Annotated in this window: 28 protein-coding genes; 8 read left to right on the top strand and 20 right to left on the bottom strand. The window is 65.8% G+C overall.

Annotated elements, in window-relative coordinates:
- Positions 1-339 (top strand): SDR family oxidoreductase (locus tag QZX79_RS16070; protein WP_294569830.1); only part of this gene is annotated, 339 nt, incomplete at its 5' end.
- 166 nt (positions 340-505) lie between these two features.
- On the opposite strand, the gene QZX79_RS16065 is transcribed toward QZX79_RS16070, so the two are convergent.
- The 3 genes from QZX79_RS16065 to QZX79_RS16055 all read right to left on the bottom strand — a co-directional run bounded on the left by QZX79_RS16065 (position 506) and on the right by QZX79_RS16055 (position 2,519).
- A complete protein-coding gene (locus QZX79_RS16065; protein WP_294569828.1) occupies positions 506-1,021 on the bottom strand; it encodes a nucleoside deaminase in 516 nt (171 codons plus the stop codon).
- Positions 1,022-1,156: 135 nt separating this feature from the next.
- Positions 1,157-1,606, bottom strand: coding sequence for a hypothetical protein (locus QZX79_RS16060; protein WP_294569826.1), 450 nt, complete (start codon positions 1,604-1,606; stop codon positions 1,157-1,159).
- Positions 1,607-2,141: 535 nt separating this feature from the next.
- Positions 2,142-2,519 (bottom strand): helix-turn-helix domain-containing protein, encoded by a 378-nt coding sequence (locus tag QZX79_RS16055; protein WP_294569824.1) that lies wholly within the window; start codon positions 2,517-2,519, stop codon positions 2,142-2,144.
- Between the two features lie 132 nt (positions 2,520-2,651).
- Between QZX79_RS16055 and QZX79_RS16050 the strand changes: the two genes are divergently transcribed.
- Both QZX79_RS16050 and QZX79_RS16045 read left to right on the top strand, forming a co-directional pair.
- Positions 2,652-3,293, top strand: a complete 642-nt coding sequence (locus tag QZX79_RS16050) for an NAD(P)H-dependent oxidoreductase (protein WP_294569822.1) — start codon at positions 2,652-2,654, stop codon at positions 3,291-3,293.
- Positions 3,294-3,669: 376 nt separating this feature from the next.
- Positions 3,670-4,113 carry a DUF4440 domain-containing protein gene (locus QZX79_RS16045; RefSeq protein ID WP_294569821.1) on the top strand — a complete coding sequence of 148 codons (444 nt, stop codon included), beginning with the start codon at positions 3,670-3,672 and terminating at the stop codon, positions 4,111-4,113.
- 422 nt (positions 4,114-4,535) lie between these two features.
- On the opposite strand, the gene QZX79_RS16040 is transcribed toward QZX79_RS16045, so the two are convergent.
- Together QZX79_RS16040 and QZX79_RS16035 are read right to left on the bottom strand one after the other, a co-directional pair.
- On the bottom strand, positions 4,536-5,645 hold the full coding sequence (locus QZX79_RS16040) for an epoxide hydrolase family protein (RefSeq protein WP_294569819.1): 1,110 nt from the start codon (positions 5,643-5,645) through the stop codon (positions 4,536-4,538).
- 118 nt (positions 5,646-5,763) lie between these two features.
- A complete protein-coding gene (locus QZX79_RS16035; RefSeq protein ID WP_294569817.1) occupies positions 5,764-5,916 on the bottom strand; it encodes a hypothetical protein in 153 nt (50 codons plus the stop codon).
- 289 nt (positions 5,917-6,205) lie between these two features.
- Between QZX79_RS16035 and QZX79_RS16030 the strand changes: the two genes are divergently transcribed.
- Positions 6,206-6,430 (top strand): tautomerase family protein, encoded by a 225-nt coding sequence (locus tag QZX79_RS16030; RefSeq protein ID WP_294569815.1) that lies wholly within the window; start codon positions 6,206-6,208, stop codon positions 6,428-6,430.
- A gap of 95 nt (positions 6,431-6,525) precedes the next feature.
- Here QZX79_RS16030 and QZX79_RS16025 read toward each other — a convergent pair whose 3' ends face one another.
- The 9 genes from QZX79_RS16025 to kduI all read right to left on the bottom strand — a co-directional run bounded on the left by QZX79_RS16025 (position 6,526) and on the right by kduI (position 16,194).
- Positions 6,526-7,623, bottom strand: a complete 1,098-nt coding sequence (locus QZX79_RS16025; RefSeq protein ID WP_294569812.1) for a sugar kinase — start codon at positions 7,621-7,623, stop codon at positions 6,526-6,528.
- On the bottom strand, positions 7,620-8,270 hold the full coding sequence (gene eda, locus QZX79_RS16020; protein ID WP_294569810.1) for a bifunctional 4-hydroxy-2-oxoglutarate aldolase/2-dehydro-3-deoxy-phosphogluconate aldolase: 651 nt from the start codon (positions 8,268-8,270) through the stop codon (positions 7,620-7,622). The genes QZX79_RS16025 and eda overlap by 4 nt, the downstream gene beginning before the upstream one ends.
- Positions 8,267-9,760 (bottom strand): aldehyde dehydrogenase family protein, encoded by a 1,494-nt coding sequence (locus QZX79_RS16015; RefSeq protein WP_294569808.1) that lies wholly within the window; start codon positions 9,758-9,760, stop codon positions 8,267-8,269. The genes eda and QZX79_RS16015 overlap by 4 nt, the downstream gene beginning before the upstream one ends.
- 59 nt (positions 9,761-9,819) lie before the next feature.
- Positions 9,820-10,815 (bottom strand): ABC transporter permease, encoded by a 996-nt coding sequence (locus tag QZX79_RS16010; protein WP_294569806.1) that lies wholly within the window; start codon positions 10,813-10,815, stop codon positions 9,820-9,822.
- A gap of 2 nt (positions 10,816-10,817) precedes the next feature.
- Positions 10,818-12,380, bottom strand: a complete 1,563-nt coding sequence (locus tag QZX79_RS16005) for a sugar ABC transporter ATP-binding protein (protein WP_294569804.1) — start codon at positions 12,378-12,380, stop codon at positions 10,818-10,820.
- Entirely contained in the window at positions 12,377-13,393 is a 1,017-nt protein-coding gene (locus tag QZX79_RS16000) for an ABC transporter permease (protein WP_294569802.1), read from the bottom strand. The genes QZX79_RS16005 and QZX79_RS16000 overlap by 4 nt, the downstream gene beginning before the upstream one ends.
- Complete coding sequence (locus QZX79_RS15995) at positions 13,390-14,472, bottom strand: sugar ABC transporter substrate-binding protein (protein WP_294569800.1); 1,083 nt, start codon at positions 14,470-14,472, stop codon at positions 13,390-13,392. The genes QZX79_RS16000 and QZX79_RS15995 overlap by 4 nt, the downstream gene beginning before the upstream one ends.
- Before the next feature lie 130 nt (positions 14,473-14,602).
- The gene (gene kduD, locus QZX79_RS15990) at positions 14,603-15,382 is read right to left on the bottom strand and encodes a 2-dehydro-3-deoxy-D-gluconate 5-dehydrogenase KduD (protein WP_294569798.1); all 780 of its coding nucleotides are present in this window, start codon (positions 15,380-15,382) and stop codon (positions 14,603-14,605) included.
- Positions 15,379-16,194 carry a 5-dehydro-4-deoxy-D-glucuronate isomerase gene (gene kduI / locus QZX79_RS15985; protein ID WP_294569796.1) on the bottom strand — a complete coding sequence of 272 codons (816 nt, stop codon included), beginning with the start codon at positions 16,192-16,194 and terminating at the stop codon, positions 15,379-15,381. Before kduI ends, kduD begins: the two co-directional genes overlap by 4 nt.
- 168 nt (positions 16,195-16,362) lie before the next feature.
- On the opposite strand from kduI, the gene QZX79_RS15980 reads away from it, so the two are divergent.
- Complete coding sequence (locus QZX79_RS15980) at positions 16,363-17,154, top strand: IclR family transcriptional regulator (RefSeq protein WP_294569794.1); 792 nt, start codon at positions 16,363-16,365, stop codon at positions 17,152-17,154.
- Positions 17,155-17,408: 254 nt separating this feature from the next.
- On the opposite strand, the gene QZX79_RS15975 is transcribed toward QZX79_RS15980, so the two are convergent.
- The 6 genes from QZX79_RS15975 to QZX79_RS15950 all read right to left on the bottom strand — a co-directional run bounded on the left by QZX79_RS15975 (position 17,409) and on the right by QZX79_RS15950 (position 20,927).
- Positions 17,409-17,723, bottom strand: coding sequence for a hypothetical protein (locus tag QZX79_RS15975; protein WP_294569793.1), 315 nt, complete (start codon positions 17,721-17,723; stop codon positions 17,409-17,411).
- Positions 17,720-18,019 carry a hypothetical protein gene (locus QZX79_RS15970; RefSeq protein WP_294569792.1) on the bottom strand — a complete coding sequence of 100 codons (300 nt, stop codon included), beginning with the start codon at positions 18,017-18,019 and terminating at the stop codon, positions 17,720-17,722. Before QZX79_RS15970 ends, QZX79_RS15975 begins: the two co-directional genes overlap by 4 nt.
- Positions 18,020-18,225: 206 nt before the next feature.
- Positions 18,226-18,702 (bottom strand): MarR family winged helix-turn-helix transcriptional regulator, encoded by a 477-nt coding sequence (locus tag QZX79_RS15965; protein WP_294569790.1) that lies wholly within the window; start codon positions 18,700-18,702, stop codon positions 18,226-18,228.
- Positions 18,703-19,143: 441 nt separating this feature from the next.
- The gene (locus tag QZX79_RS15960; RefSeq protein WP_294569788.1) at positions 19,144-19,614 is read right to left on the bottom strand and encodes a MarR family winged helix-turn-helix transcriptional regulator; all 471 of its coding nucleotides are present in this window, start codon (positions 19,612-19,614) and stop codon (positions 19,144-19,146) included.
- A 9-nt stretch (positions 19,615-19,623) separates the two neighbouring features.
- The gene (locus QZX79_RS15955) at positions 19,624-20,379 is read right to left on the bottom strand and encodes an SDR family NAD(P)-dependent oxidoreductase (RefSeq protein ID WP_294569786.1); all 756 of its coding nucleotides are present in this window, start codon (positions 20,377-20,379) and stop codon (positions 19,624-19,626) included.
- 98 nt (positions 20,380-20,477) lie between these two features.
- Positions 20,478-20,927, bottom strand: a complete 450-nt coding sequence (locus QZX79_RS15950) for a MarR family winged helix-turn-helix transcriptional regulator (RefSeq protein WP_294569784.1) — start codon at positions 20,925-20,927, stop codon at positions 20,478-20,480.
- Between the two features lie 61 nt (positions 20,928-20,988).
- On the opposite strand from QZX79_RS15950, the gene QZX79_RS15945 reads away from it, so the two are divergent.
- The 3 genes from QZX79_RS15945 (at position 20,989) to QZX79_RS15935 (ending at position 24,233) form a co-directional block, all read left to right on the top strand.
- On the top strand, positions 20,989-21,807 hold the full coding sequence (locus tag QZX79_RS15945; protein WP_294569782.1) for an NAD(P)-dependent oxidoreductase: 819 nt from the start codon (positions 20,989-20,991) through the stop codon (positions 21,805-21,807).
- Between the two features lie 285 nt (positions 21,808-22,092).
- A complete protein-coding gene (locus QZX79_RS15940) occupies positions 22,093-22,464 on the top strand; it encodes a hypothetical protein (protein WP_294569780.1) in 372 nt (123 codons plus the stop codon).
- 308 nt (positions 22,465-22,772) lie between these two features.
- Positions 22,773-24,233: an MFS transporter gene (locus QZX79_RS15935; RefSeq protein WP_294569778.1), complete on the top strand. Its 1,461-nt coding sequence runs from the start codon at positions 22,773-22,775 to the stop codon at positions 24,231-24,233.
- Positions 24,234-24,916 lie beyond the last annotated feature (683 nt).

The raw sequence follows: 24,916 nt of genomic DNA, 5'->3' as shown, positions 1-24,916 counted from the left end.
TCATTCACGCGGACGTGGGCGGCCGAGCTCGCCGGCCGCCACATCCGGGTGAACACGATCGCCCCGGGACCCACTGAGACGCCCGGCCTCACCGGACTCGCCTCCGACCCGAGACAGACACAGGGCATGCTCGACGCAATGGCTGGCAACGTGCCACTCGGCCGCGTCGCCCAGCCGGCTGAAATCGCCGACGCCGTGCCGTTTCTCGCCTCGGATCAGGCGAGCTACGTCACCGGCACCGAACTGTTCGCAGACGGCGGGGAAGTTCAGGTCCAACTACTGCAGGAGGGGTCAGGAAGCCCTTCCCCGTGCACAGCCCGGACCGATCTGGTCAGGTGAAGAACTCCGCGTGAGAACGCGGAAAGCAGGCGACAAGGCCCGATAGCTGGAGCTCTCCCCCACGACGGGAGAGCTCCAACCGCGTAAGGCGGGCCCGCGGGATTCCTCACAAGCCGGTCCGTGCATTCAGCAGGGCGCATTTTCAGCGTTCGATTGCGCCGGGCCATTAGGTAAGGGAACTCGGTCGTGGCGGGTTGCTTTTGTCCCGTTCGACTCGGGCCCGGTGGAGCTCTCGGACCTTGGAAACCAGCTCCGGGCAGGGGCCCTCAACGGGCACGCCAGGTGCCACCTGGTTGATCGGCAGCGTGGTCACCGGCGGTAGCGCCTCACCGAGATCGCGCAGCCATTGACCGAGTTGCTCCGAGGACGAGACATAAACGATGCGGCCCAGCCCCACCCAAGCATGGGCGGCCGCGCACATGGGACAGTGTTCTCCTGAGGTATAGACCGTGGCCCCGGCCCGCTGCTCTGGCGTCAGGTGGACCGCGGACCAACGGGCGATTTCGAACTCCGGGTGGCGCGTCCGGTCTCCACCGGCCACCCGGTTTCGGTCCTCGAAGAGCACCGCCCCCTCTGCTGAGGCAAGCAGGGAGCCGAAGGGCTCGTCTCCGGCCTCGAGGGCGTCGCGCGCCAACTCAACACATCGCCGCAGGTGATTCAGATCGCTCTCTGTGATACCCATGCGGAACAGCTTAAGGCTATGCCTGCCCGGGAAAAGGGAACCGCTCACGCCCCGGCCGCCGCGGGCACCCAGTCAAAGCTGCCGGTGGTACTTCGTGCCCGGGTGGCCGGTCTGGGAGATTCCGCCGGGAGGTGTCTAGGATCCTTCAGCTGGTCCGAAAACGTAGTCGTAGAGCACGCCGGTCGCTGCGGCCTGCACCAGCTTATCGACCAGGTCCACGGTCCAGTCCTGCGCCGTCCAGGTTCCCGGCTTATACAGTCCAAGGGCTGTGTTGAGCAGGACGTCCCCGGTGTAGACAACGGGAAACACGACGGCGACTGCTTTGGCCCCCCGCAGCCCGGCGTGGGCGGTGAGCCCGTAGGCCGTGCCCCACATGGTTCCCAAGGCGAAGTGCGTCACCGTGTTCAACTGGTCCCGGCCCTGCCGGGTCGCCGGCTGGAGGGGGGAAATGCGCTGCGCGAAATCGGCCGGTGCGTAACTGGTTCGACGCCCGGTCAGAGGCATCTCAACAAATTTCTGGAAGGCCGTCATCACCACGGTTCCGGCAACCCCTGCAGCCATGCCACGGACAATCGATCCCGCCATGGACGGCTTCTCTTGACTACGCATGCCGCCGAGTATTGTCCTGCCCGGCAGAATCCGCAATCACCGAAGAGGCCAGTGTGGCCATCATCGATGAATGGTACGCGCAGCGTCCTCCCGCATCACCTGATACGCCGTCCTCCCGGCGAAACCGCCACTCGCCGGCTTGCACCGGCCTCGACTAAATCACGGACACGATCAACGCCAGGCTTCGAACGGTACTCGACTGGGCAACGTCCTCAAACGCCTTCGACCCCTCAGCAAGGCCCATTCTGCTAATCCCATAAGCGATCCTCGACCGGAGGTAGGAGGCTGCCAACGGAGCCAGCTCGGGCCATTCACGTATGACGGAGGATGATCAGATCAGAAAGCTTTCACCACAGTCATGCACCCACACCGCCGCTCCCCCATGAAGGAGTAAGAAAGCCCAAACCGGGCTTGGCGCCGCACGACCTTCCGGCCGTCGTCGAGCGCAATCTCGGTTCGTCGTTCGGCATGCCCCGCCTACCTGGACGATGCCGGCGCAGAACTCCTGTTCCTAGCCCTTCACAGGTGCCGAAGCGGGTTCTTGGCTGTGCGCGCCCAGCTGCTGCAGGTTTCCTTCTACCCACCGGTCAAGCTCGGCGACCACGCTGTTGAGCGACTCACCGAGCGGCGTCAGGCGGTACTCCACGTGGGGCGGGACCTTGTCGAGGACGGTCCTCTCGACCAGGTCCAGCTCCTCGAGCTCGCGCAGCGTCTCCGTGAGCATCTTCTGAGACACCCCGGAAATCCGGCGAAGAAGCGCTCCGTTCCTCATCGCGCCCCCACCCAGGGCATCGATCACAAGCAGGGGCCACTTTCCCGCGATCCGGGACAGCACCACCCGTGAGAGGCAGGTTTCGACGAACACATCACCCTGCAGCGTTATAGTCATTTCACGTTCTCCAGTGGTTACGAAAAGGTGCGTACTAGTGCATCGGTTCCTATCCTGACACAGTGGAGGTGTGAGGCCAAGCCATTCCCTCATTTCTGACCTCGTCGCCTCACCGCCTCACCAGGAGAAAACATGCACATTCTGACCGTTTACAGCCACCCGACCCGAGAGCACTTCCCGGCAGCTGTACTCGATGCCTTCGTGGAGGGCGTCGTCCAGGCCGGTCACACGGCGGAAGTCGCCGACCTGCAGGCCGAGAACTTCGATCCGCGCTTCACTGCCGCCGACCACGCGCACTTCTGGGGCGGACCGCGGCCCGCCGATGCGATCCAGGAAGCAACACGGGTTGAGGCCGCCGACGCCATCGCACTCGTCTTCCCGGTCTACTGGTGGTCATTCCCCGCCCTGCTCAAGGGGTGGATCGACCGGGTGTTCACGGCCGGCTGGGCCTACTCGGTCGACCCGGAAACCACCACCCGCGGGCTGCTCGGCGACAAGCCGATCATCCTCATCGGCATCGGCGGAATGCGCGATGGTACCTATGACAAGTACGGCTACCGCACCGCGATGGAGACCCAGATCGATGTCGGCATCTTCGGCTTCGTCGGACTGACCGACGTCGAGACGCACCTGCTGCTCGACGTCGAAGGCGATGTCAACGCCGAACGCCGCGCGGACCTCCTGGTCCGGGCCCGCGCTATCGGAACCGCGCTGGTCGCACCCGACCGTGCCCCCCGAACCGCACGCCACGGCGCCCTGCGCCTGGCTGGCTAACGAGCGACACACAGCAGGACACCCGGAGCATGACCGCTGACCGGGCCAAAGCAGGGACGCTGATAGCTGAAGCCGTCGAGCGATTCATCGCGTACGTCGAGATCGCAAGCCTTCCTTTCGCCGGTCATTACCGTCCGTCCGGCCCGGCCGGCACCGAATGGCGGTGGCGCAGGACGGAGGAAGATCATGACGCTCGCGTGTCGAGCGCCGTTAGCGCAACTTGCCCCATCAGAAGGGAGCCGTAGATCCCCGACAACCAGGGCGCGCGGCAAAGCGAGACGTCCGTGCCCACTCGAAACCCAAAGAACAGCCTCACCGGCACATCACTCACCCGGCCTGGCAACAGTTGGGCCACCACCAGAGAACGAGGACAACCATGACCACCTTACGGACTCCCACCAAGCCCGAGGACCCCGACTACCTGCTCGCCCACGCCTTCAACAATCGAGACGTTGAAGCCGCGAAAGCGCTTTACGAGGACGGCTCGATCACCCGCTCGCTTCCGGAGCAAGGTAGCGTGGCCGGCGGCGGAAGCGACATCATCGTCGGGCTCATCCAGGCCGCGGTGGGCAGCGAGCAGCGGATGAACATTTCAGTCGTGCAGGTAACGCAGGTCGGCGACATTGCGCTGCTGCTGTCGCAATGGTCGGTCACCGGCCCCACGGCCGACGGCACGCAGCTGTCGATCACCCATCGCGGCGTCGAGGTGACCCGCAGGCAGCCGGACGGAACGTGGAAGTACGTCATCGACGTGACCGGCGGAGCCGACGGAGCGATGGAACTGCCATCCATCCCTCCCCTGCCCAAGTACAACAGCTAAGGGCCCTCCCCCGAAGCCCTAGGACCGACCGCTCCTTCTGGCAACGCCCGACGTTGCCAGAAGGAGCCCGGTCAACGCGTGCCGTCGTGAGCCGGTGTGATCGAAACCTGCGAATGCTACTGCCTTCATGCACCTCAACGGGTAGCGAATAGTCATACGTACGCTCTGTGTGCAGGAGCTCGTTGTCTGGGCCTTTTGTTCGACTCCGTCAGACATCTTTACTCCACTCCTTCTTTTGTGAGCGCTCGGTACGGCGCGGTGTACTCGATAGCGAGGCGCCGGTGACAGCGGTCCTAGGAACCCCCTTTCCATCAGCGCCCTAAGCCCGGCTGAAGGATCAGCGCCGCATCGCAGCTTCGATAGTCACTTGGTGGAGGTGCCCGTGTCCGGGCCTTCAGTGTCATCGTGCAGGCGGGGCCCTTTCAGTCGGATCCCCCGGACTGGTTCTGCACTGCTGAGCGGATGCCTTGGATGTACTCTTCCGGTTGCTCCCAGGCCGCGAAGTGTCCGCCGACGGGGTACTCCTGCCAGTCCTGGACGTTGAAGAACCGGTCGGCGAATTCGCGGGGCGCGTTGACCAGGTCGCGGGGGAACACAGTGAAAGAGGTCGGCGCCTGAATTCGACCCCACGGTTTGGCTCCGCTTTCGGCGTACGGGGTGAAGGAGGTGCCGATGCTGTCGGTGACCCAGTACGCGGTGATCCAGGTGAGCAGTTCGTCGCGGCTGAAGATCGTTTCGACATCGCCGCCGCTGTCGGTCCAGGTGCGCAGTTTCTCCAGAATCCATGCGGCCAGCCCGGCGGGTGAGTCGCCGAGCGCTGCGGCGATGGTCTGCGGTTTTGTCGACTGCTCGTGCATGTAGCCGCCCTCGGTGGCCTGCCAGTGGTGCCCGTCGCGCACGTACTCTTTCTCGGCGTCGGACAGGTCCGTGGGCAGGCCGACGAGGAAGTGGTACTGGGACACGTCGGTGAGGTGCAGCGCCGCCACCCGTTCCGGGTAGTTGGCGGCCAGCGCCTCGGCGACGTCGCAGCCTACGTCGCCAGCGGAGATCACGTACCGGTCATACCCGAGGTCTGCGATCGCATCCGCGACGGCGTCGGCGAGCTTCTCAGACGACAGTCCGCCTTCGGCGATCGGCAGGGCGAACGGAAATCCAGGCAGGGCGGGCACGATTACGTTCAGATCGGTCAGCAGCGGCAGGACCCGCTCGAAGCGGAGCACCGAATCGGGCCAGCCGTGCAGCAGCACCACTGCTGTGGCGGTGGGGTCCTCGGCGGTCTGGTGGATCAGTCGCAGCTTCCAGCGCTTACCGGCTTGCACCCAGGGAAGTTCCCGGATCCGCTGCTCGTGCACGGTCCATTCGTACTCGGTGGCCCAGTACCCGATCAGGTCCTGCAGGTAGTCCGCATCCACCCCTCGAGCCCAGGGGCCGGCCACCGCGGTTGCGACCGTGCGGAAGCGGTGCAGGCGGTCCCGCAGGTCGCCCAGAATATGCGTCGGGGTGGCGGCTGGTGGTGAAGGTGTCAGCGTCATGAGAGGGTCCTTGACGGTTGAGGTGGAATGGACGGTGGGGTGAGTGGCGGAGCGCGGGGGTCCTCCGCCACCCACCCAGTCTCAGCAGCTGGACTTGTAGAGGTAGGACTTGAAGGTTCTATCCGCCCCGCCGAACAGCCGATTCGTGATTCGACTCATCGACCGCCACCTTCTCCGCGAAGAACGCCTTGGCCACCGCTGCGAGCACCTCCTCGGGACACAGCGGTGTCTCCCACTGGGCTGTGAGCTCCAACATCGGTTCGGTGTTCACATGTACCCCTTCTTGATCTCCGGTCAGCCCGAATGATTTCGTTCTGCGGCCAGCCTACGCCGCGAGAATAAAGGGTCGGTGACTCCCTAGTGCCGAACCCATCCTCGTTGGCCCACGGCGCCTCGATCGCTGCCTACTGACCAGACGGAGTTCGTCGGGCTGCGTGTCCTACGACGGAGTCTGAGGGTCGGGCCTCGGTTGTGCACCGCAACTGCGTCGAGTAAGCTCGTGTTCACACTGATGAACTTAAGTCGTCCTTATGGACAGGCTGCTAGGAGAAAGGGTTGCCATGCCCAACATCACCGTCGAGCTCCTTCAGGGCCGGACAATGGAGCAGCGTCGCGCCTTCGCCCGCGCCGTGGCCGATAATGCCGTTGAGATTCTCGGCGCTCGGCGGCAGGACGTCCGTATGGTCTTTACCGAGATCTCGGCCGATTCCGTTGCGAACGGCGGCGTTCTCGCGAGCGAGGACGAGAGCCGGGCCGGTGTGGTGGCCGCACTCAACGGGGACTGAGCCAGTACCTGGGTACGGGCCGACCTGTGAAACCACAGATTTAGCGACCGCATTCAGCCCGGTGGACACTTCTATTGTCGTGGCTCATTCGATGCCTAACGTCGGACGCAGGCGCTGGAACCCCTGGCCAGCGCCCAGACTTCCTCGCCGGTGGCCATAGAGGTGTCACCCGGCGTGGTCATCGCCAGCGCACCATGGGCAGAACCGAGCTCGAGGCACGTTTGCAGATCCTCTCCCTCGAGCAGGCCGTAGATCATCCCCGATGCGAAGCCGTCACCGCCGCCCACGCGGTCGAAGATGCCGAGGTGGTCGCGGGCCGCCGAGGACAGCACACCTGTCTGCGGGGACCACGCAATGGCTTGCCAGTCGTTGTCGCTGGCTGTGTGGACGATCCGCAGGGTAGTCGCCACGACGGAGAGCCAAGGCATCTTCTCCGCGATGATGCCCGCCATGGCGGCCAACCTGTCCTTCGGCAGCGTCCGCAGGTCCTTGTCGACGCGCTCGGCGTCGAAGCCTAGTGCGGCGGTGAAGTCTTCCTCGTTGCCGATCATAAGGTCGACATAGCTCGCCAACCTTGTGTTGACGTCCCTGGCGAACTCTCTCCCACCAATGCCGGCCCACAGGCTGGGCCGGTAGTTGGTGTCGAAGGACACCACGGTGCCGTATTTCTGCGCAGCAACCATCGCTTCCTCGGCGACGGCGGCGGAGTTCTCCGACAGTGCGGCGTAAATCCCCCCAGTGTGAAGCCAGCGCACCCCGCGACGGCCGAACAGATCGCCCCAGTCCACCGTGCCCGGAGTCAAAAGAGCGATCGCGGTGTTGGCACGGTCGGAGACGCCGAGGGCGCCGCGGACGCCGAAGCCGCGCTCGGTAAAATTGAGCCCGTTGCGGACCGTGCGGCCGATACCGTCGTACTTCTCCCACCGGATCAGCGAGGTATCGACTCCACCCTGTAGAACAAGGTTCTCGACGAGGTGGCCGATCTCGTTGTCCGCAAGCGCGGTGACGACGCCAGCCCGGAGCCCGAACACCGTTCGCATCCCGCGAGCAACGTTGTACTCGCCGCCGCCCTCCCATGCCTCGAAGCGGCGGGCGGTGCGGATCCGGCCCTCGCCCGGGTCGAGCCGCAGCATAACCTCTCCCAGCGCCACGACATCGAACTCGCAATCGGCCGCAGGGCGGATCTCGATCATGATTGCACTCCTTGCCGGCTGGAGGTGAGTGCGGCCGCGCCGACTGTGGCCGAGCATCTCAAGGCAACCTCGTCCCACTGCCCCGAGGCTAGGAGGTCGGCCGCAACCATCCAACTGCCGCCAACCGCCGCGACCGCAGGGTGGGAGAGGTATCTCGGAGCACTCTCGGCGGTGAGCCCACCTGTGGGTACGAACCGCACCTGGGGGAACGCGGCGGACAGCGCACTGACGGTGGACAAGCCACCGCAGGCTTCGGCCGGAAAGAACTTGACGGTCTCGAGCCCGAGATCCAGCGCCGCCATGATCTCGGAGGCGGTGCTGACGCCGGGAATCACCGGGAGGTCGAGCGCCTGGCAGCGGCGTACGACCTGGACGCTCAGGCCCGGGGAGACCACGAAACCGGCGCCCGCGTCGTACACGAGATCGACCTGTGCGGCGGTAAGAACCGTCCCGGCGCCCACGTCCACGTCACCGCGCGCCGCAAGGCGCCGCAGGACCGCGACCGCCTCCGGCGTACGGAGGGTGATTTCCGCGACCGGCAGCCCGCCGGTGACCAGGGCAGCGCCGAGGTCGTCGGCTTGGGCGGCGTCGTCGAACATCACGACAGGGATAACCCGGTGCCCCCTCAGGATGTCGGTCGTGCTCACCGCAGTTCGGCTATCACGGTCTTAAGCTCGGTGTAGTCCTCCAGACCGAACGAACCGAGCTCCCGGCCCCAGCCGGACTGCTTGTAGCCACCGCGCGGCAGCGTCACGTCGTCTGCATGCCAGGTATTGAGCCAGACCGTCCCCGCGCGCAGGCGGGCCCCGACGCGGTGCGCGGTGCCGATATCCTTGGTCCACACGCCGGCCGCCAGGCCATAGACAGTGTTGTTGGCGGCCGCGACGACCTCGTCCTCGGTGTCGAAGGGGATCGCGGTGATGACGGGACCGAAAATCTCGTCTGTCTGCACCGCCATGTCCTCGGTGACCGACGTGATCAGCGTCGGCTGGACGAAGTAGCCGTTGCCACCGGCGGCGTCAGCGCTGCCGGCACTGATGGTCGCACCGGCCTCGACCGCACCGCGGATGTAACCCAGCACCTTCTCGTACTGCTCTTGGGAGACGAGCGGACCCATGGTGCTGTCGGCGGCGAACCCGTCGCCCACCTTGATGGCCTTGGCGGCAGCGGCCACGCCTTCGACCACCCGGTCGAAGACCCCGCGCTGGACGTAGAGGCGTGAGCCGTTAACGCAGCACTGGCCCTCGTTGAAGTAACCGGCCAGGGCGGCACCGGCGATGGCGGCGTCGAGGTCGGCATCGGCGAAGATGATGTTGGGCGCCTTGCCCCCGAGCTCAAGTGAGACCTTCTTCAGGTTCCCCGACGCCGCCGCGGCGATCTTCTTGCCAACCTCCGTGCTGCCGGTGAAGGCGACCTTATCAACGCCGTGGTGTTCAACCAGCGCGGCGCCGGTGTCACCGAAGCCGGTGACCACGTTGACGACCCCTGCGGGCAGACCGGCGTCAAGGAGCAGCTGGCCCAGTCGAAGTGCCGTGAGCGGGGTCTGCTCGGCCGGCTTGAGGATGACCGTATTGCCGGCGGTGATGGCGGGTACGATCTTGAACGCGGCCATGGTCAGAGGGAAGTTCCATGGCACGATCCCGGCGACGACGCCGATGGCCTCGCGACGGGTGTAGGCGTGGAAGTCGCGCCCGGGCACCGACATCGGGATCGTGGTGCCCTCCATCTTGGTAGCCCAGCCGGCGAAGTAGCGGAAGAGCTCAGCGGCCACGCCGACATCGCCGCGCGCGGACTCGAGGGTCTTACCGTTGTCCAGGGACTCGAGTTGGGCGAACTCCTCGGCACTTTCGTCGATCAGGTCACCGATGCGCCACAGGAGGTGGGAGCGGTCACGCGGGCTCATCTTGGACCAGGGCGAGGGCGACTCGAAGGCGCTCCGGGCGGCCACGACCGCACGGTCGACGTCCATGGCGGACGCCTGCGCGACCTGCACGAGGACCTTCTCGGTCGAGGGGTTGACGGTGGCGAAGGTTTTGCCGTCCTTCGCGTCCACCCACTCACCATTGATGAGCAGTTGTTTGGGGGTGGCAAGGAACGCCTCGACGGAGGGCAGGAGCGTGATTGTGTTGGTGGTCATGATGGCCTTCCATGGGGTTGGGCTGTGCTCTGGAGGTATCGCAAGGAGGAAATCAGCGGCTACTTGATGATCAACACCTTCGAACGGTCGAGGGTCAGTGCAACAGCGGCGACGATGATCGCCCCGTAGAGAATCTGCTCGTACGCCGAGGGCACGCCGACGATCGGCAAACCAACCCGTAGCAGCGTGATGACCAGGGCGCCGACGAGTGAGCGCCAGATGCTGCCGTGACCGCCCGTGATCGCTGTACCGCCCACGACGATCGCGGCCACCGCCGGGAGCAGCAGGTTGTCCGCCATGGTGGGGCTGCCGCTGAAATTGCGTGAGACTAGCATGACGGCCGCTAGGCCGGCGCACGCCCCGGACACGGTGAAGGCACCGACTTTGACCAGGTCGACCGGCGTGCCGGCCAGGCGTGCGGCCGACTCGGAGTAGCCCGTGGCGCTGACCCAGCTGTGCAGCGGGGTGAGCTTGAGGACCAGGGCGATCGCGGCCACGACGATCATGGCCACGAAGAAGGACATGGGAACGATGCCGCCGACGTACAGGGTGAGCCAGTTGGTGGCTTCCCGCTCGACGATCCGGATCGGACCGGCGTCGGAGATGACCAGGGCGATCGCCGAGAAGATGCTCAGGCCGCCCAACGTGACGATGAACGACGGGATGCGGAGCAGGACGTGGGCGATGCCCTGCACCGTGCCGATCGCACCGGCAGCGCCGATGACGGCCAGGGTGGTGAGACCGCCGAGGTCGGGCAGCCACAGGGCGAAAATCACCGTCGACAGCGAGCACAGGGCAGCGATCGACAGATCGATCCCTCCACACAGGACCACCAGCGTGGCGCCTGCCGCGAGGACGACGAGCGGCGCCGATGTCTGGACCACCGCCGTGAGGCTGCGCTGGGTCAGGAACCCGGGGTCAGCGATGGTGAGTGCGGCCAGCAAGGTGACGAGCGCGATGAGCGGCATGAACGACGTCAGCCGCTGCTTGACGGTCGCGCGGTTGTTCACGACGACCGGCTCCGTTGTTGGTATGGCGGTCACAGGGGTGGACACGGTCAGACCATCTCCTTGACGAGGTCGAGGGGAGTTGGTTTGCCACCCGAGGGGCAGGCCACCTCCGTGGTCATGCGTCCGTCGCTCATCACGACAATCCGGTCGGACATGCCGATGGCCTCCTCGAGGCTGTCGGCCAGCAGGACCGTCGCCACCCCGCTCCCGGCGAGCTCGCGCATCAGGCGGTAGACCTCCGATCGGGCCCCGATGTCGAGGCCGCGGCTGGGGTGGTCGAGCAGGAGCAACCGCACGTCGCCGGCCACCAGCCATCGGGCGAGCACGACCTTCTGCTGATTTCCGCCGGAGAGTCGCTGGATGGCGGTGCCCCTGTGCGGGGTGCGGATGGAGAGCCGCTCGATCCAGCTGTCCACGAGCGTGGCCTGCTTCCTGGGCGCCACGAGCGGGCCGGTGCAGCGGGACTTCTGCTTGGTCAGCGTCATATTGTCGGCGACCGACATCGGCCCGACCATGCCCTCGCTCTTGCGCTCGGCGGGAACATAGCCGACGCCGGCAGCACAGGCAGCCCGGGTGCCGGACAGGTCCAGCTTCTTGCCGTCGAGGGTGACCTCGCCGGCCGTCGTCGGCTCGGCCCCGAACAGCGCACGGCAGAGGTCCTCGCGACCCGAACCGTGCACACCGACGATCCCAACGATCTCGCCGGCGTGGACCTCCAGGTCAACGTCGCGGAACGTCTTGCCCGACAGGCCCCGGACGGTCAGCATGGGCTCGCGCGGCAGGTTCGGGCGCTTCGCCGCGGAGTCATGGTAGTGGTTGTCGGAGCCGGTCGATCCGATCATCATCCGGTGCAGCTCGCTCGGGGTCGCATCCGCAGCGAGAACCTCTCCCGCGGACCGGCCGCCGCGCAGCACGCTGATCCGGTCGCAGACCTCGAGCACCTCGTCGAGACGGTGGGACACGAAGACGACCGAGGCGAACTCACGCAGCCGGCGGATCTGCGTGAAGAGAGTCTCGATCTCTTTCGGTTCCAGGACGGAGGTGGGCTCGTCGAGAATGATCACGGGCGGGTGCTGGCTGCGCTCCTCTATCCGAAGCACCTTCGCGATCTCGACCATCTGCCGATCGGCGAAGGACAGCGTGTCCGTGCGGGCCAGCGGGTCGATGGTTGAACCGATCTTATCGAGCTGCTCCTGCGCTAGCTTGCGCATCGTCTCCCAGCGGTAGATGCCGCGCCGGACGCCCTGCCCCTCGCTGCCGAGGACGATGTTCTCAGCCGCGGTGAGGTTGGGTACCAAGGACTGCTCCTGGAAGACCATGCCGATACCGTGGTTGGCGGCGTCGACAACGCTCCTGAGCCGGACCTTCTCGCCGCGGACCCGAATTTCGCCGGCGTCGGGCCTGACGAGTCCGACGAGGGCCTTAAGAAGGGTGGACTTTCCGGCGCCGTTCTCACCGGCGATGCCGAGTACCTCGTGCGGGTGCACGACGAGGTCGACGCCGTCGAGCGCCTTGACACCCGGGTAGTGCTTGACGAGGCCACGCACCTCGAGCGCGTGCACTGGGCCGGGCGCGTTCGCCTCGGCCTCAATCTGCTGATCAGTGGTCATTTGGTTACCTGGTTCCTTCGACGTTGCGGAATGACCGCGGCTGCAACCGCGGCGACGACGATGAGGCCCTGCACGCCACCCTGCCAGTAGGGGCTGACGCCGACCTGAACCAGGCCGTTGGTGAGGACGGTGATAAGCAGGACGCCGACGGCCGAATGCAGGATGCCGCCGCGGCCACCGGTAAGGAGGGTGCCGCCTACCACCGCCGCGGTAATGGCCGCGAAGTCGAAACCCTTGCCCGCCTGGACGAGGCCGGCGCTGAGCTGGCTGGTGACCATGACGCCGGCGAGCCCGTAGAACGCGCCCGCGAGAGTGAAAACGGCGATCTTGTACGGGGCCACCTTCACGCCGGAGAGCGACAGCACTTCCTCCGCACCGCCGATGGCGAACGCGTAGCGGCCGAGCCGGGAGTAGCGCTGAATCAGCCAGCCCAGCAAAACGCAGGCGGCCGCGATCCAGGTGAGGTAGGAAAAACCGAGCAGACGATCGACGGCCCAGCTCTCGAGCATGGTGTCGGTGATGTTTGGCTGCACCCCGGCGAACATGAGGGTAGCGAGCCCGAGCCCGATGGCCGAGATGCCGAGGGTCGTCATGAACGAGGGCACCTTCAACAGGACCAGGGCGAGTCCGCTCAGGCAGCCGAGCGCGGCGGCCAGGAGCACCGCGATCAGGACACCAACCAGACCCAGGGCGTTGTCGTTGCGGTTGTTGGCGACCAGGAGCGCAACCGCGATGGCCGACGCTCCCATGATCCCCGGAGCGGAGAGGTCGATGGACCCCATCATCAGCACGAAGGTGATACCGCAGGTCACGACGGCAAGGACAGCCGCCGTGTCCAGGATGTTCTGCACATTCCCGAGGGTCCGGAAGTCAGGGCTCAATGCCGAGAAGACGGCGAAGATGACGATCAGGGCGATCGGGGGACCGGCGTCCCGGAACGACACCCCCCGCCGAGGTTGGGGGCGGCGCGCCGCGGCGACCTCGACGTCCTCGGCGGGGGATGCCGTGCTCACGAGATCGCGCCCTGCGACCGGCTGAAGACGTTGTCGCACTCGAAGTCGGCGTCGTCGGTCTCCGGGGAGACGAAGTCGGCGACATTGTCCTGGTCGATCAGGAACTGCTCTGCGAACCAGGCACGGTCCTCGTCAGCGATGTCCTCGGCCGACAGCTCACCGGTGGCGACACAGTAGCCGATGGCCAGGCCGATGCCTCCCTGCCACGGACCGTCACTCGAGACGGTCGCGGTCATCGCCCCGTCCTCGATCGCGGTCAGCGCGTCCGGCACCGCATCGATTCCGACGACTGCCACGTCCGTGCGGCCGGCCTGCTGCAGCGCCTCGAGCGCACCCAGCGCCATGTCGTCGTTGGCGGCCCAGATGCCCTTGACGTCATCCCCGTGCTTGGTGAGCAGCGTCTTGGTCACCTCGAGCGCCTCGGCGCGGGAGAAGTTGGCCGTCTGGTCATCGAGCAGTTCGACGTCCGGGTTGGCCGCCAGCGACTCCTCCAGGCCCGCGAAGCGGTCCTTCGCAGCACCGGTATCGAGAATGCCCTGCAGTGCGATGATGCCGCCCGAACCGCCGATGGCCTCGGCCAGGGCGTCCCCGATCTGCTTGCCGGACTCTACACCGTTGTAGGTGATGTGGCTGAGCCACTGGTCGTAGTCGGTGACGTTGAGATCGGCCGGCTTGTTCCACTGTGTGACGAGGTAGGCGCCGGCCTCCTCGGCCCCTTCCACGATCGGGGGCGTATCGGAGTCACCGTTGGGCAGGATGTTCATGACGAGGCACTCGGTGTCGCCGGCGAGCAGCTGGCTGATCTGCTCCTGCTGCTTGGTGGAGTCACCGTCGTAGGTGAGACGCTCCTGGGTCAGGTCGACGGACTTGGCGAACGCGTCACCGCCGTCGAGCCAGGCTGCCTCGTAGGGGTTGGATTCGTTGCGGACCTGGCCGACCAGCGTGATGTCGGCGGGAGCGCACGTGCCGGCTTCGGCGGTGCCGCCGCCTCCACCGGCCTGCTCGCTGCATCCGGCAAGACCCGTGGCGGCCAGGGACAGGCCGATGAGGGCTGCGGCGGGACGAAAGGTGAATTTCATATCGATCCTCGATTTCTTCGGTGCCGGGAGTTTCGCGGAAGGGACTGATGTGCGGCGGGCTGCCGCTCGGGTGCGGAGTTGCCGCAGCGCGGCTGCGGTGGGATGGGAGTCGTGTGGCTGGGCTCGGGGCTCAACGGGCCATCCAACCTCCGTCGACGGCGAGGATGTGGCCGTTGACGTAGTCGGCCGCCGAGGAGCTGAGGAATACTGCCGCGCCGGCGACGTCGGCCGCCGTCCCCCACCGTCCAGCGGGAATCCGCTCAAGAATCGCGCGGGAGCGGTCGGGGTCCTCCCGCAGCGCGCTCGTGTTGTCGGTGGCCATGTAACCGGGGGCAATGGCATTGACCTGCACACCGGACGGGCCCCACTCGTTCGCCAACGCCTTGGTGATGCCGGCGACCCCGTGCTTGCTGGCGGCGTACGACACGACGCGAATCCCACCCTGGAACGCGAGCAGGCTGGCGATGCTGACGATCTTGCCGGACCCGCGCCCGACCATGGTGCGTCCGAAGTATTGGCTCAGGAAGAAGAGTCCACTGAGATTGGTGTCGATCACACGGTTCCAGGACTCCGGGCTCAGTCCGACGGTGTCCTCGCGCTCTATGATTCCGGCGTTGTTGACCAGGATGTCGACCTGGCGGCTTTCGGTCACCTCCGCGCTGACGCGCGCGACGGCGTCATGGTCCGCGACGTCTAGATCGACAGTCTGGACCCCACGCCCCAGGCTCCGAGCCATGTCACGGGTGGAGTCCTGGCTGCCCGGCCGGCCGAGCAGCACCAGATCCGCGCCGGCTTCGGCCAGGCCCAACGCAACACCCTGGCCCAAGCCGCGGCCGGCACCGGTGACGACCGCGGTCTTTCCGTGCAGGTCGAATGGGGAACGGCGTTCAGCCTCAAGCTGCGTGCTCACAAGTCCTCCAGTGGAACGGGGGTGAGGTCGGTGTACGCGTTGTTCTCCCCTGCCATGGCCCAGATAAACGCGTAGGAGCCGGTGCCAGCGCCCGAGTGGATCGACCAGGGCGGCGAGATGACGGCTTCACGGTTGCGCACGACCAGGTGGCGGGTCGCGCCGGGCTTGCCCATGAAGTGGAAGACCCGGTCCTCCTCGTCGAGATCGACGTACAGGTAGGCTTCGGTGCGCCGGTCGTGCAGATGCGGCGGGAAGGTGTTCCACACGGAGCCGTCGGCGATGACGGTCAGACCAAACTGGAGAACCGACGTCTGCAGCTCCTGGCCCCAGGCGTAGCGGTAAAGACTGCGCTCGTTTGCGCCCTGCGGCGAGCCGAGCGCCACCGGTTCGATCTCCGGGTGACTCAATGCAGTTGTGGGGTACGTCGCGTGCGCGGGTGCCGAGACAAAGTAGAACACCGCTTCGGGGCCAGCGAAGATGACCTCACTACCGCGCCCGACGAACAGGCCGTCGAGGTGGTGAAGGTCAAACTTCTCCCCGTCGACCAGGACGTGACCTAAATGCCCGATGTTGATGATGCCCAGCTCGCGACGCTCGAGGTGGGAGGCGGAGCCGAGCACGTTCCAGGCCGGCAACTCGAGCTGAACGTCGCCTGGCACTGCTCCCCCAATCACCAGCCGGTCGTCGTGCGAGTAGACACCGTGCACCTCGCCGGAGCGGAACAGGCCTTGGACGAGAAAGTTCTCCCGTAGGTCCGCCGTCGTGGCCGTCTCCACGCTGGCCGGCGAGGCGGAATACCTAACCTTTATCAATGCGCTCTCCTCAGTATCTGAACCACGTTCGACTATGTGAACTACCAAGGACAATAGCTATGATCTTCATCACAATCAAGGGGTCGAAACACGTCCACATATGTGGACCATGAAGTAGAATCGGTGTTGAGCGCGCAAGGTCGTGCCTTAACGACCAGGAGGTCTTGGATGGACACGAACAAGATGGTGGGCGACAGCTCCTCAACGGGGGAGGTCAAATCTGCGGCCCGCGCGCTCGACCTCCTCAACAACATCGCCGCTTACGGTCCTGGCACCCAGCTGCAGCTCGCACATCGCCTGGGCATTCCGAAGAGCAGCCTGCACGCACTCCTGCGCACTATGAGCACCCGCGGGTGGCTGGACACGGACCCGACCGGGAGCGTCTACCAACTAGGGATCCACACACTAACCGTCAGCTCGGCCTATCTCGACGGGGACCCGGTTCTCTCGCGTGCTGCCGGGGTGATGGACGAGATCGCAGCCGCCACCGAGGAAACCGTACACCTCGGCCGCCTGGAGGGTGGCGACGTCATCTACACCGCTAAGCGCGAGTCCAAACACCCCCTACGGATGCACTCGGCGGTCGGTCGGCGCCTCCCTGCCTACGCGACGTCCCTCGGCCGGGCGATGCTCGCTGCGCAGCCGGCCGACATCCGTGAAGCGCTCATCCCCGAGAAGATTGAGCCCCTCACCTCACAGGCGACCACGGACCGGGGCACATTGCTGGCGATCATCGAGAAGGCGGCCCATGTGGGATACGCGATGGAAAGCGAAGAGTCCTGTCTGGGCGTGCGCTGCTTCGGAGTGGCCCTGCCCTTCTCGTCTTCAACAGTGGACGCCCTCAGCGTCGCGGTGCCCATCAGCCGCCTGAACGGCGACCGGGAGGACTTCATCATTGAAACCCTGCTAAGCGTCAAGGCCCGACTGTCCCTCGTCCATGACAACAGCATTGTCCGCTGAGACAGTCCTTGCTAATGCCCGGCGCAATCGTGGAGCTACTCCCGAGAACTGCGTCACCGACGCCGCGAAGCGGCTTAACGGGTTGGATTCTGATCGGATGGGTCTAAAAGGACGATAGTGGGTTGGCTCGGCCGGTGTTTGAACAAGCGACGGAAAGCTGCCGGGTACAGACGATCTGAGCGAGCACGGCAGGTTCCTCTCGAGGTGGATGGGTCGACATCCCGGTCATGTGTCAAAGCGGGAATCTCGGTCGGTCACAGCAGGGTCTCCTTGTGGACGGAGCCGGCAGATCCTGCCCGGGCGCGCTCGATGCGCACGTTGACGAGGGTGAGGACGCCACCGGCGACGGGGATGAGGGCCATCCAGCGGGTGCGTGGCAGCAGACCGCGTGCCAGCAGTGCCGTCACGGCCACCGCGAGAAAAAGTGCGCCGTGCGTGGGGCCGAGCAGCGCGGTGACGGGCCGGAGATGGAGGGTTGCCAGGTTGATCAACAGCGCGGTGACACTGAGGAGCTCAAGAACCGACAGGAGGGCCAGTGCCCGCAGCACGCCTCGGCTCGGCAGGTTCACGAGTAGTCCGATCCCGGCCTGACGATCATCATGACCACGACCACGAACCAGAGCACATTGAACAAGCCGGCGAACATGCCCAGCCGCCGCAGCTGCACGCCGGTGTCAGGAATGCTCAAAGCCTCACGCTGCCGGGGAACAATCTGCAGGGCGAGTAGACCTCCGGCCACCGCCGTGAGGAGCATCGCGGCGGTGATCCATACCTCTCCTACGCGCTGCTGCACGACGGCAAGGAGTAGGCCGACGACGGGCACGATGATCGCGGTCGTCCCATAGACGCGACAGATGCGGTGCAACAGTGCGGCCGTGCGGGCATCCCGCTCTCCTGCCCGACGTTCGGGCGCCCCTTCGCTAACCGGCGCGAACCGGGGAAACAAGCTGGCGGCCACCGCGACAGGGCCAACGAAGAGAATTCCTGCAACCACGTGCACGGATAAAAGAAATGGTTCCACTCCTTCAGTCTAACTGAAGGAACGGGTGTGCGGGCGATCAGCAACGGATGTCAGGCAGAGGCGTTCCCTGACCCGCCGGCGGCCTGCGTGCCCGGCGCAAACTGCTCACGCATCATGACGAGCAGTGCATCCGCGAGTGGTCCGTGCGCCTGCCCCAACTGGGCGTCGAGGTTCCGCAACCGCGCTGCGGCGGCAGCGAGCAGTTTCTCCCCCTCGACCGTCAGCTCCAGGACTGACTTCGAGCCGGCATGTGACGTGGTGTCTCGGACCCAGTCATCGGTGATGAACGCGGCTACCGCCACATGGGCACTCTGGACGGTGATGCGGGAGCGACGCGCCAACTCGCTGAAGGAGATTCCCGGGGAGCTTTTGATATGGCCCAGCAAAGCATATTTCCGCGTAGTCAGCCTCAAATCACGCAGGGCACCGCTGAGCTCCGCGTCCCATCTCCGGGCCACCGTGAGCAATGCGATCACGGGGCTGAAGTCCGGCACCTCGGGCCGCGGCGCGGGGTCCGGGATATTCATCACGCAAGTCTAGCTCGGCACCCGGGCCGGTGGTTCGAGGGAACTTCGCCGGCCGCTTGCGCCGGAGATCTGGGCCTTCTGGCAGATACCCGCCTAACGAATGGAGCCCTGTCCATGGCTCCCGAGCTGGGGGCGTTGCCGCTGGTCACGCCGAACCCGAACGGCGACGTCCGCCCAGGCGATGCCCTATGAGTGCGCTTCACGGCCGAAACCGGTGAAACTGCACAGAAATCCGGTGCTGCGTGGGCCGATGGAAGGCGACAGTGCCGCCGACCTCGACCGGGGGCCGCCGAGCTGAACAGCCGGCCGCGCAAAAGACTCGAGTTCAGGAAGACCATCGAACTGATCGGAAACCTCCTGTTGCAAGGAGCGCGTGAATCCGCCGGACGTCAACTGGGATGACACGTATGGGTTCTCGCAGGGCCGTCCTGGTACCGCCGGTCAGCGTCCCCGCCCGGCCGCGTCCTGCGCGGCCAGGTGGTCCTCGATCCGCCGGACCGCGTCCTGAAGCACCCGACGGGTGACGGCGAGGTCGGACTCGTCGGCACCGTCGAATGAGACAGCCAGCGTCAGCGCGACGGGGTCGGGCAGGCCCGTCCACAGGTTCCGTCCGGCCTCGGTGATGCTCAGCAGCCGCTGGCGCTGATCGACCGCGTCGGGCGTCTGGGTGATGAGGCCCTTGCGGAGCAGGGTGGCAACGATACCGCTCAGCGTCGCGCGCTCGATCCGCAGGAGCTGGCCGAGGTCGCGCTGCAGCGTCGGTCCTCCGTGGACGAGCTGGTGGAGCACGTACCACTGGGTCGGCCCGAGGTCGTGCTCGCGCAGCGTCGACTCGATCAGGGCGCGCGAGGTGAGGTGGTACTTCTTCGCCCACGCCCCGACCGAATCGTGCTGGTCCGCCTCGTCAGTCATCCCCCATGATTACCACGGGATGGCGGTGTCCTCCCAGCGCGTGAAGGTGTTCGTCGGCCCGTCGGGGCCGAGGAGCGCGACGCGGACGACCTCGCGGGAGCCGTCCTCGATCGACTCGGTGCCTGCGAAGTTGTTGAGCGCGGTGCTGGTGAAGCCCGGAGAGACGAGGTTGATCTTGATGTCGGTCTGCTCGAGCTCGATCATCATCGCCAGCGTGATGGCGTTCTCAGCCGTCTTCGACGCGGCGTACCCGGGCCCGTAGGCCGTGCGATAAGGGAAGTCCGGGTCGGCGTTCATGGCCAGCGAGCCGACCGCGCTCGACACATTGACGATTCGGGCATCGGACGACGCGCGCAGGAGCGGCAGCATCGCCTGGTAGACAGCGAGCACGCCGAAGACATTGACATCCCAGATGGCGCGGACCTCGAAGAGCGAGGCGATGCCCGCGGTAGCCGACGCGGCCATTTCCTCCGGCGTCAGGCTGCCCGTGCGGGTGTTCGAGATGCCGGCATTGTTGACGAGCAGGTCGAGACGGCCGTGCTCGGCGCGGATCCGCTCGGCCGCGGCGGCGATCGACACAGGGTCGGTGACGTCAATCTGGATCGCGGTTGCTCCCGTCGGGATGCCGGCGGCGGCTGCCTCGCCGCGGGCGAGGTCGCGCGAGCCGAGGTAGACGGTGACACCGTTGGCGGCGAGCTTGGTGGCGACCTCAAGGCCGACCCCTTGGTTGGCCCCGGTAACCAGGGCGATGCGTTCTACGGACATAACTCCTCCTTTTTTGTCTGGTACCTTTCAATTATTGTCAGGTGCCTAACAAAAAAGCAAGAGGTCGGTGAGCGCCCGGCGGGTCGGAGTGGGAAGCCCTAGCGCTCCGAGCGGCCCCGGGCCAAGCGCGTCAGGAGTGTGCGCAGCTGCGCGGACTCGTCGTCGTCGAGCTCGGCGAGGAGCTGCCGCTCCGCCTCGTCACTGGCGTGGATGGCCCGGGCCAGCACTGTGCGCCCGTCCCCGGTCAGTTCGAGGACGTTGCGGCGCCGGTCCGCGGCATCGGCGCGGCGTGCCACGAGCCCCTTGGCCTCGAGCCCGTCGAGCAGCCCGACCATGGTGGTCCGGTCGACGCGGAGGCGTGTGGCCACCTGCTGCTGCGATGCCGCATCCTCGTCGTCGAGCAGGAGCAGGACGCCCAGCTCGCGCCCGCTGATTCCGAGCGGTGCCAGGTGCTCGGCGTGCTGCTCCTCGAGATCGAGGAGGGCGCGCTTGAGCAGGTACGTCAGTCGGGCGCTGAGCCGCGGCGACGGGTTTCGAGGTGTTGCCATTGTCCCAGTTTACCGCTAAGCTGATCGTCAGCGTCACTGATAATCAACTAAGGAGATAATCATGGCAACTCTACTACTTACCGGTGCTACGGGCCTCGTCGGTTCGCGGCTGCTACCGCGCTTGGCGGACGACGGCTTCGAGTGCCGGGCACTCACCCGCGGCGACGTCGAGCTGCCCTCCGGAGTGACCGCCATCCGCGGTGACCTGGCCGATCCCGGCACGCTGCGTGCTGCAGCGGAAGGCGTGGATGTGGTGGTCCACCTGGCGGCGCTGTTCCGCACGCAGGACGAAGCGGCAATCTGGCGCGCGAACCTCGACGGCACCCGCAACCTGATTACCGCCGTGCAGGAGCACGCGCCGGACGCCCGGGTCATCATGAGCAGCACTGGCAACGTTTATAATCCCGATGCCACACAACCAGCGCTCGAGACGGACGAAGTGTCGCCGAAGCCCGCCTACGGGGCGAGCAAGGTGGCGGCGGAGCAGCTGTTGCAGGGCAGCGGCCTGACCTGGGCGGTCCTGCGGTTCCCGTTCGTGTACGGAGAGGGCGACGGCCACCTCGCCTCCATCCCCGTGCTCACCAAACAGTTCGGCCTGCACCCGGCACAGACGTATTCGTTGGCACACCACCGCGATATCGCGGGCGCCGTGCGCCTCGCCCTGACCGGAGTGATGGACGGCCGCATCGTCAACGTCACCGACGATTCCCCTACCACCGTCTACGAGCTCGCCCTTCTCGCCGGGCAGCCGCTCGAGGGCTCGAACGAGCCCCTCGCGAACCCGTGGTTCGGGCGCCTGGACGGCACCCTCATCCGCGAACTCGGCTTCTCCCCCACCGTGCCCTCCGTCTACGCCGCAGCCCGGGATGGCCTTCTCTAGACCCCGGACCATCTGCGCCACGACCGCGTGGAGGACTTATGGAAGGCCCGCAATCCGCAGTACTGATCGGGGTGCTGCTGCCCGTCGGCGGCGACGCCGCCGACGGCACCCCCGCACCGGTCAGCGACGCCTTCATACCCTCCCACCGGTAGGCACCACCCCGGGTCTTCTCCCGCGCCGATCCGCAGCCGCGCGGGTTAACCGGGCGGTACCCGCCGCCGCCTGAACCGGGCGTTGCCGGCCGGCCGGCCGGCAACGCTCGCAATAGTTCCTTGAGGAAAAACCATGAAGACCCAAACGCTTCCTTCCCCCCGGATCTTTGGCATCCAGTGGACCCCCGCGGCCCTGCAGGCAGCTGCCGACCGGCACGCGGTGATTCAAACGCATACCGCCTATGCACCCGCCGTGGCCGCACTGGCCTCTCATGCAGGACGCATCGATCAGGTGCGGCTGCGGGTCATGGTCGCCCGGGTTATCGGCAGCACCGAAGGGACCTACTGGATGACCGCAGCCCTCGCGGTCGGGCACCTAACGATCAGCTTCCCGCACGCCTTAACCGAGCATCAGGCCTCGCTTCTGCTCCAACCCCTTCTGACCGCCGAACGGCAGGCAGAATCAGCAGCCAGAAGCGCCCCGCCGACAACGTGCGCGGCATAGAAAACAGATCAAAAACCAACCAATGGCTGCCCGATCCGCCATGGTGATCAGTCAGAACGACCGCCGCACCGGCGGGACGGTCGTCGTCGCGCTGTAACGCGGGCAGCGCGTGCAGCTGCCGGAACCGCGTGTGCCCGCGGCTGAGCCGCGCCGGGTTCCTCAACGACCTGCTGCGCGGCTGCGAGCGATCACCTTACGGGACGGGCGGCCACTGTCACTGACCAGCCCGTCCCGTACCACCACAGTCTCGACTCGCCATATCCGCTCAGGCCCTGCCGAAACCTTGCTTTACTACGAACGGAATTCCGATGAATAATCCCGGCTCCACCGACGAATTATCCGACACGGGTTCTCGCTTAACGCCCTACATTTCACCGACGGGGACAGGAATATCACCGCGTCCGTCGCGCTGGGCGATTCCTGTCATAGCGCTGGCGCAGCTGATGGTCACGCTTGATAACTCAATCGTGAACATTGCGCTGCCGTCGGCGCAGGCGGACCTTGGCTTCAGCGATGGTCAAAGAGCCTGGATTGTCACCTCGTACGCTCTGGCATTCGGGAGCCTGCTGATGTTGGGCGGACGCTTAAGTGACATTATTGGCCGCCGGCGTTCCTTCCTGATCGGGGTGACCGGATTCGCTGTTGCTTCCGTCCTGGGAGGACTCGCTCCGAACTTCCCCATTTTGGTGTTGTCGCGCGCCCTGCAGGGCGTCTTCGGCGCCCTGCTGGCTCCGGCCGCCCTGTCGCTGCTGACCGTGATGTTCCCCTCTGGGCGTCAGCGTGCCCGGGCTTTCGGCATCTTCGCTGCCATCGCCATTTCGGGCTCCGCGGTTGGCATGCTCCTGGGCGGGGTGCTCACCGAATACCTCAACTGGCGGTGGTGCATGTACGTCAATGCAGGGTTCGCCGCGGTCGCCTTCGTCGGCGCCTTTGCGGCACTGCCAAGCCCGGGTCCGGTGGAACGTCCACGGTTGGACATACCGGGGACCGTCCTGGTCGCAGGGGGGTCCTTCTGCCTTGTCTTCGGCCTCTCGATCGCCGAGACCAGTGGCTGGGCCTCCGGCAGGGTCATTGCGCCGCTCATAGCAGGGATCTTACTTTTGACAGCATTCTTCCTCGTCCAGCGCAATGTGGCATCGCCTCTTCTGCCCCTGAGGGTCATCCTGGACCGGGCACGGGGCGGTGCATTGGTGACGGCTTTCATAGCGGTCATCAGCCTCTTTTCGGCCACCCTGTTCCTCACGTACATGCTGCAGCAACAGTACGGGTTCTCTCCCTTGATGACGGGCCTGGCTTTCCTGCCTATGGTGCTGACAAGTATGGCCGCGGCCACCGCCGTACCTTCCCTATTGCTCGATCGGCTGGGCCAAAGGACACTCACGGTGAACGGCCTGCTTATCGCGGCCGGCGCCCTTTACTGGCTTTCCTTCCTGACCGAGGACTCAACCTACTTCGGCGGCATCCTCACTCCCCTGCTCCTGCTCGGCATCGGCCTGGGCACTTCGGTGTCAACCTCCATCAACCGGGCCACATCGCGAACCCTCCCGGAAGATGCGGGCCCGGCCTCGGCCGCGATCAATGCAGTACAGCAGATTGGAGGAAGCATTGGTCTGGCACTGCTGGCCAGTATCGCGGCGACCGTCACTGAATCCAGTGGTTCGGTCACCGACGGATACGGAGCGGCCTTCTTCACCGCCGGGCTCATCTTCATCGCAACAGCGGCCGTCGTCGCAATCCTGATCCCGGGCCACCGAAACCTTCCGCAGTAGAGATGCCACACACACCACCGGTTAGCACGAGGCCACCGAGTGGTATAAACCGGCCACGGCACGGTCGGCCGGCGTCGCATCGGCACAACCGCAACGCGACGAACCCATCAAGCCCACAGAGGCACACCGGCTACCGACAACCGCCACCGCAGCACCCGGGCAAGCCACGCGCGGCAACCCCGTGGAGCTTCCCCGTCCCCTCCGTACCGTCGGTCAATCGCGGCGCGAACCCCGTCCTGCGGTTTCGACCGGCGTCCCGGCCCGGAGTCGGCCTAGTGGGGAAGATTGCGGACGGGGTCTGGGTGTCGGGCCCCGGATCCGATATGGCCGCATCCAGTGTCTTTGCGGCCGCCAGCGACCGAAGAGGACGTCGTAGCAACTCAAGTCTGCTCGTGGTGATGATGCTCATGAGTCATCAACTCGCTCAGCGATGAGGATGACCAGGTCAAAGCCCGCACCACAGTCATGTAGCTACGCCCCCACTCCCCCATGAAGCAGTAAGAACGCCCAAACCGGGCTCCGCGACAGAAAGGCGGCACCCAGCCCCAGGAAAACTCCAGAACAGCCACCAAAACCGGCTCCCGGACCGCAGAATTGGGACGGCTGTCCACACTCAGAGAACAAAAGTGGCTTTGACTAGGAGAAACATGTGCCCGAAGTGGGACTCGAACCGGACTCCAACC

Origin of the sequence: uncultured Arthrobacter sp. (assembly GCF_902805515.1) — a bacterium.
Lineage (GTDB): Bacteria > Actinomycetota > Actinomycetes > Actinomycetales > Micrococcaceae > Arthrobacter_D.
Note: the sequence above shows the minus strand (reverse complement) of the source record. Positions and strands in the feature narration are given on the sequence as shown.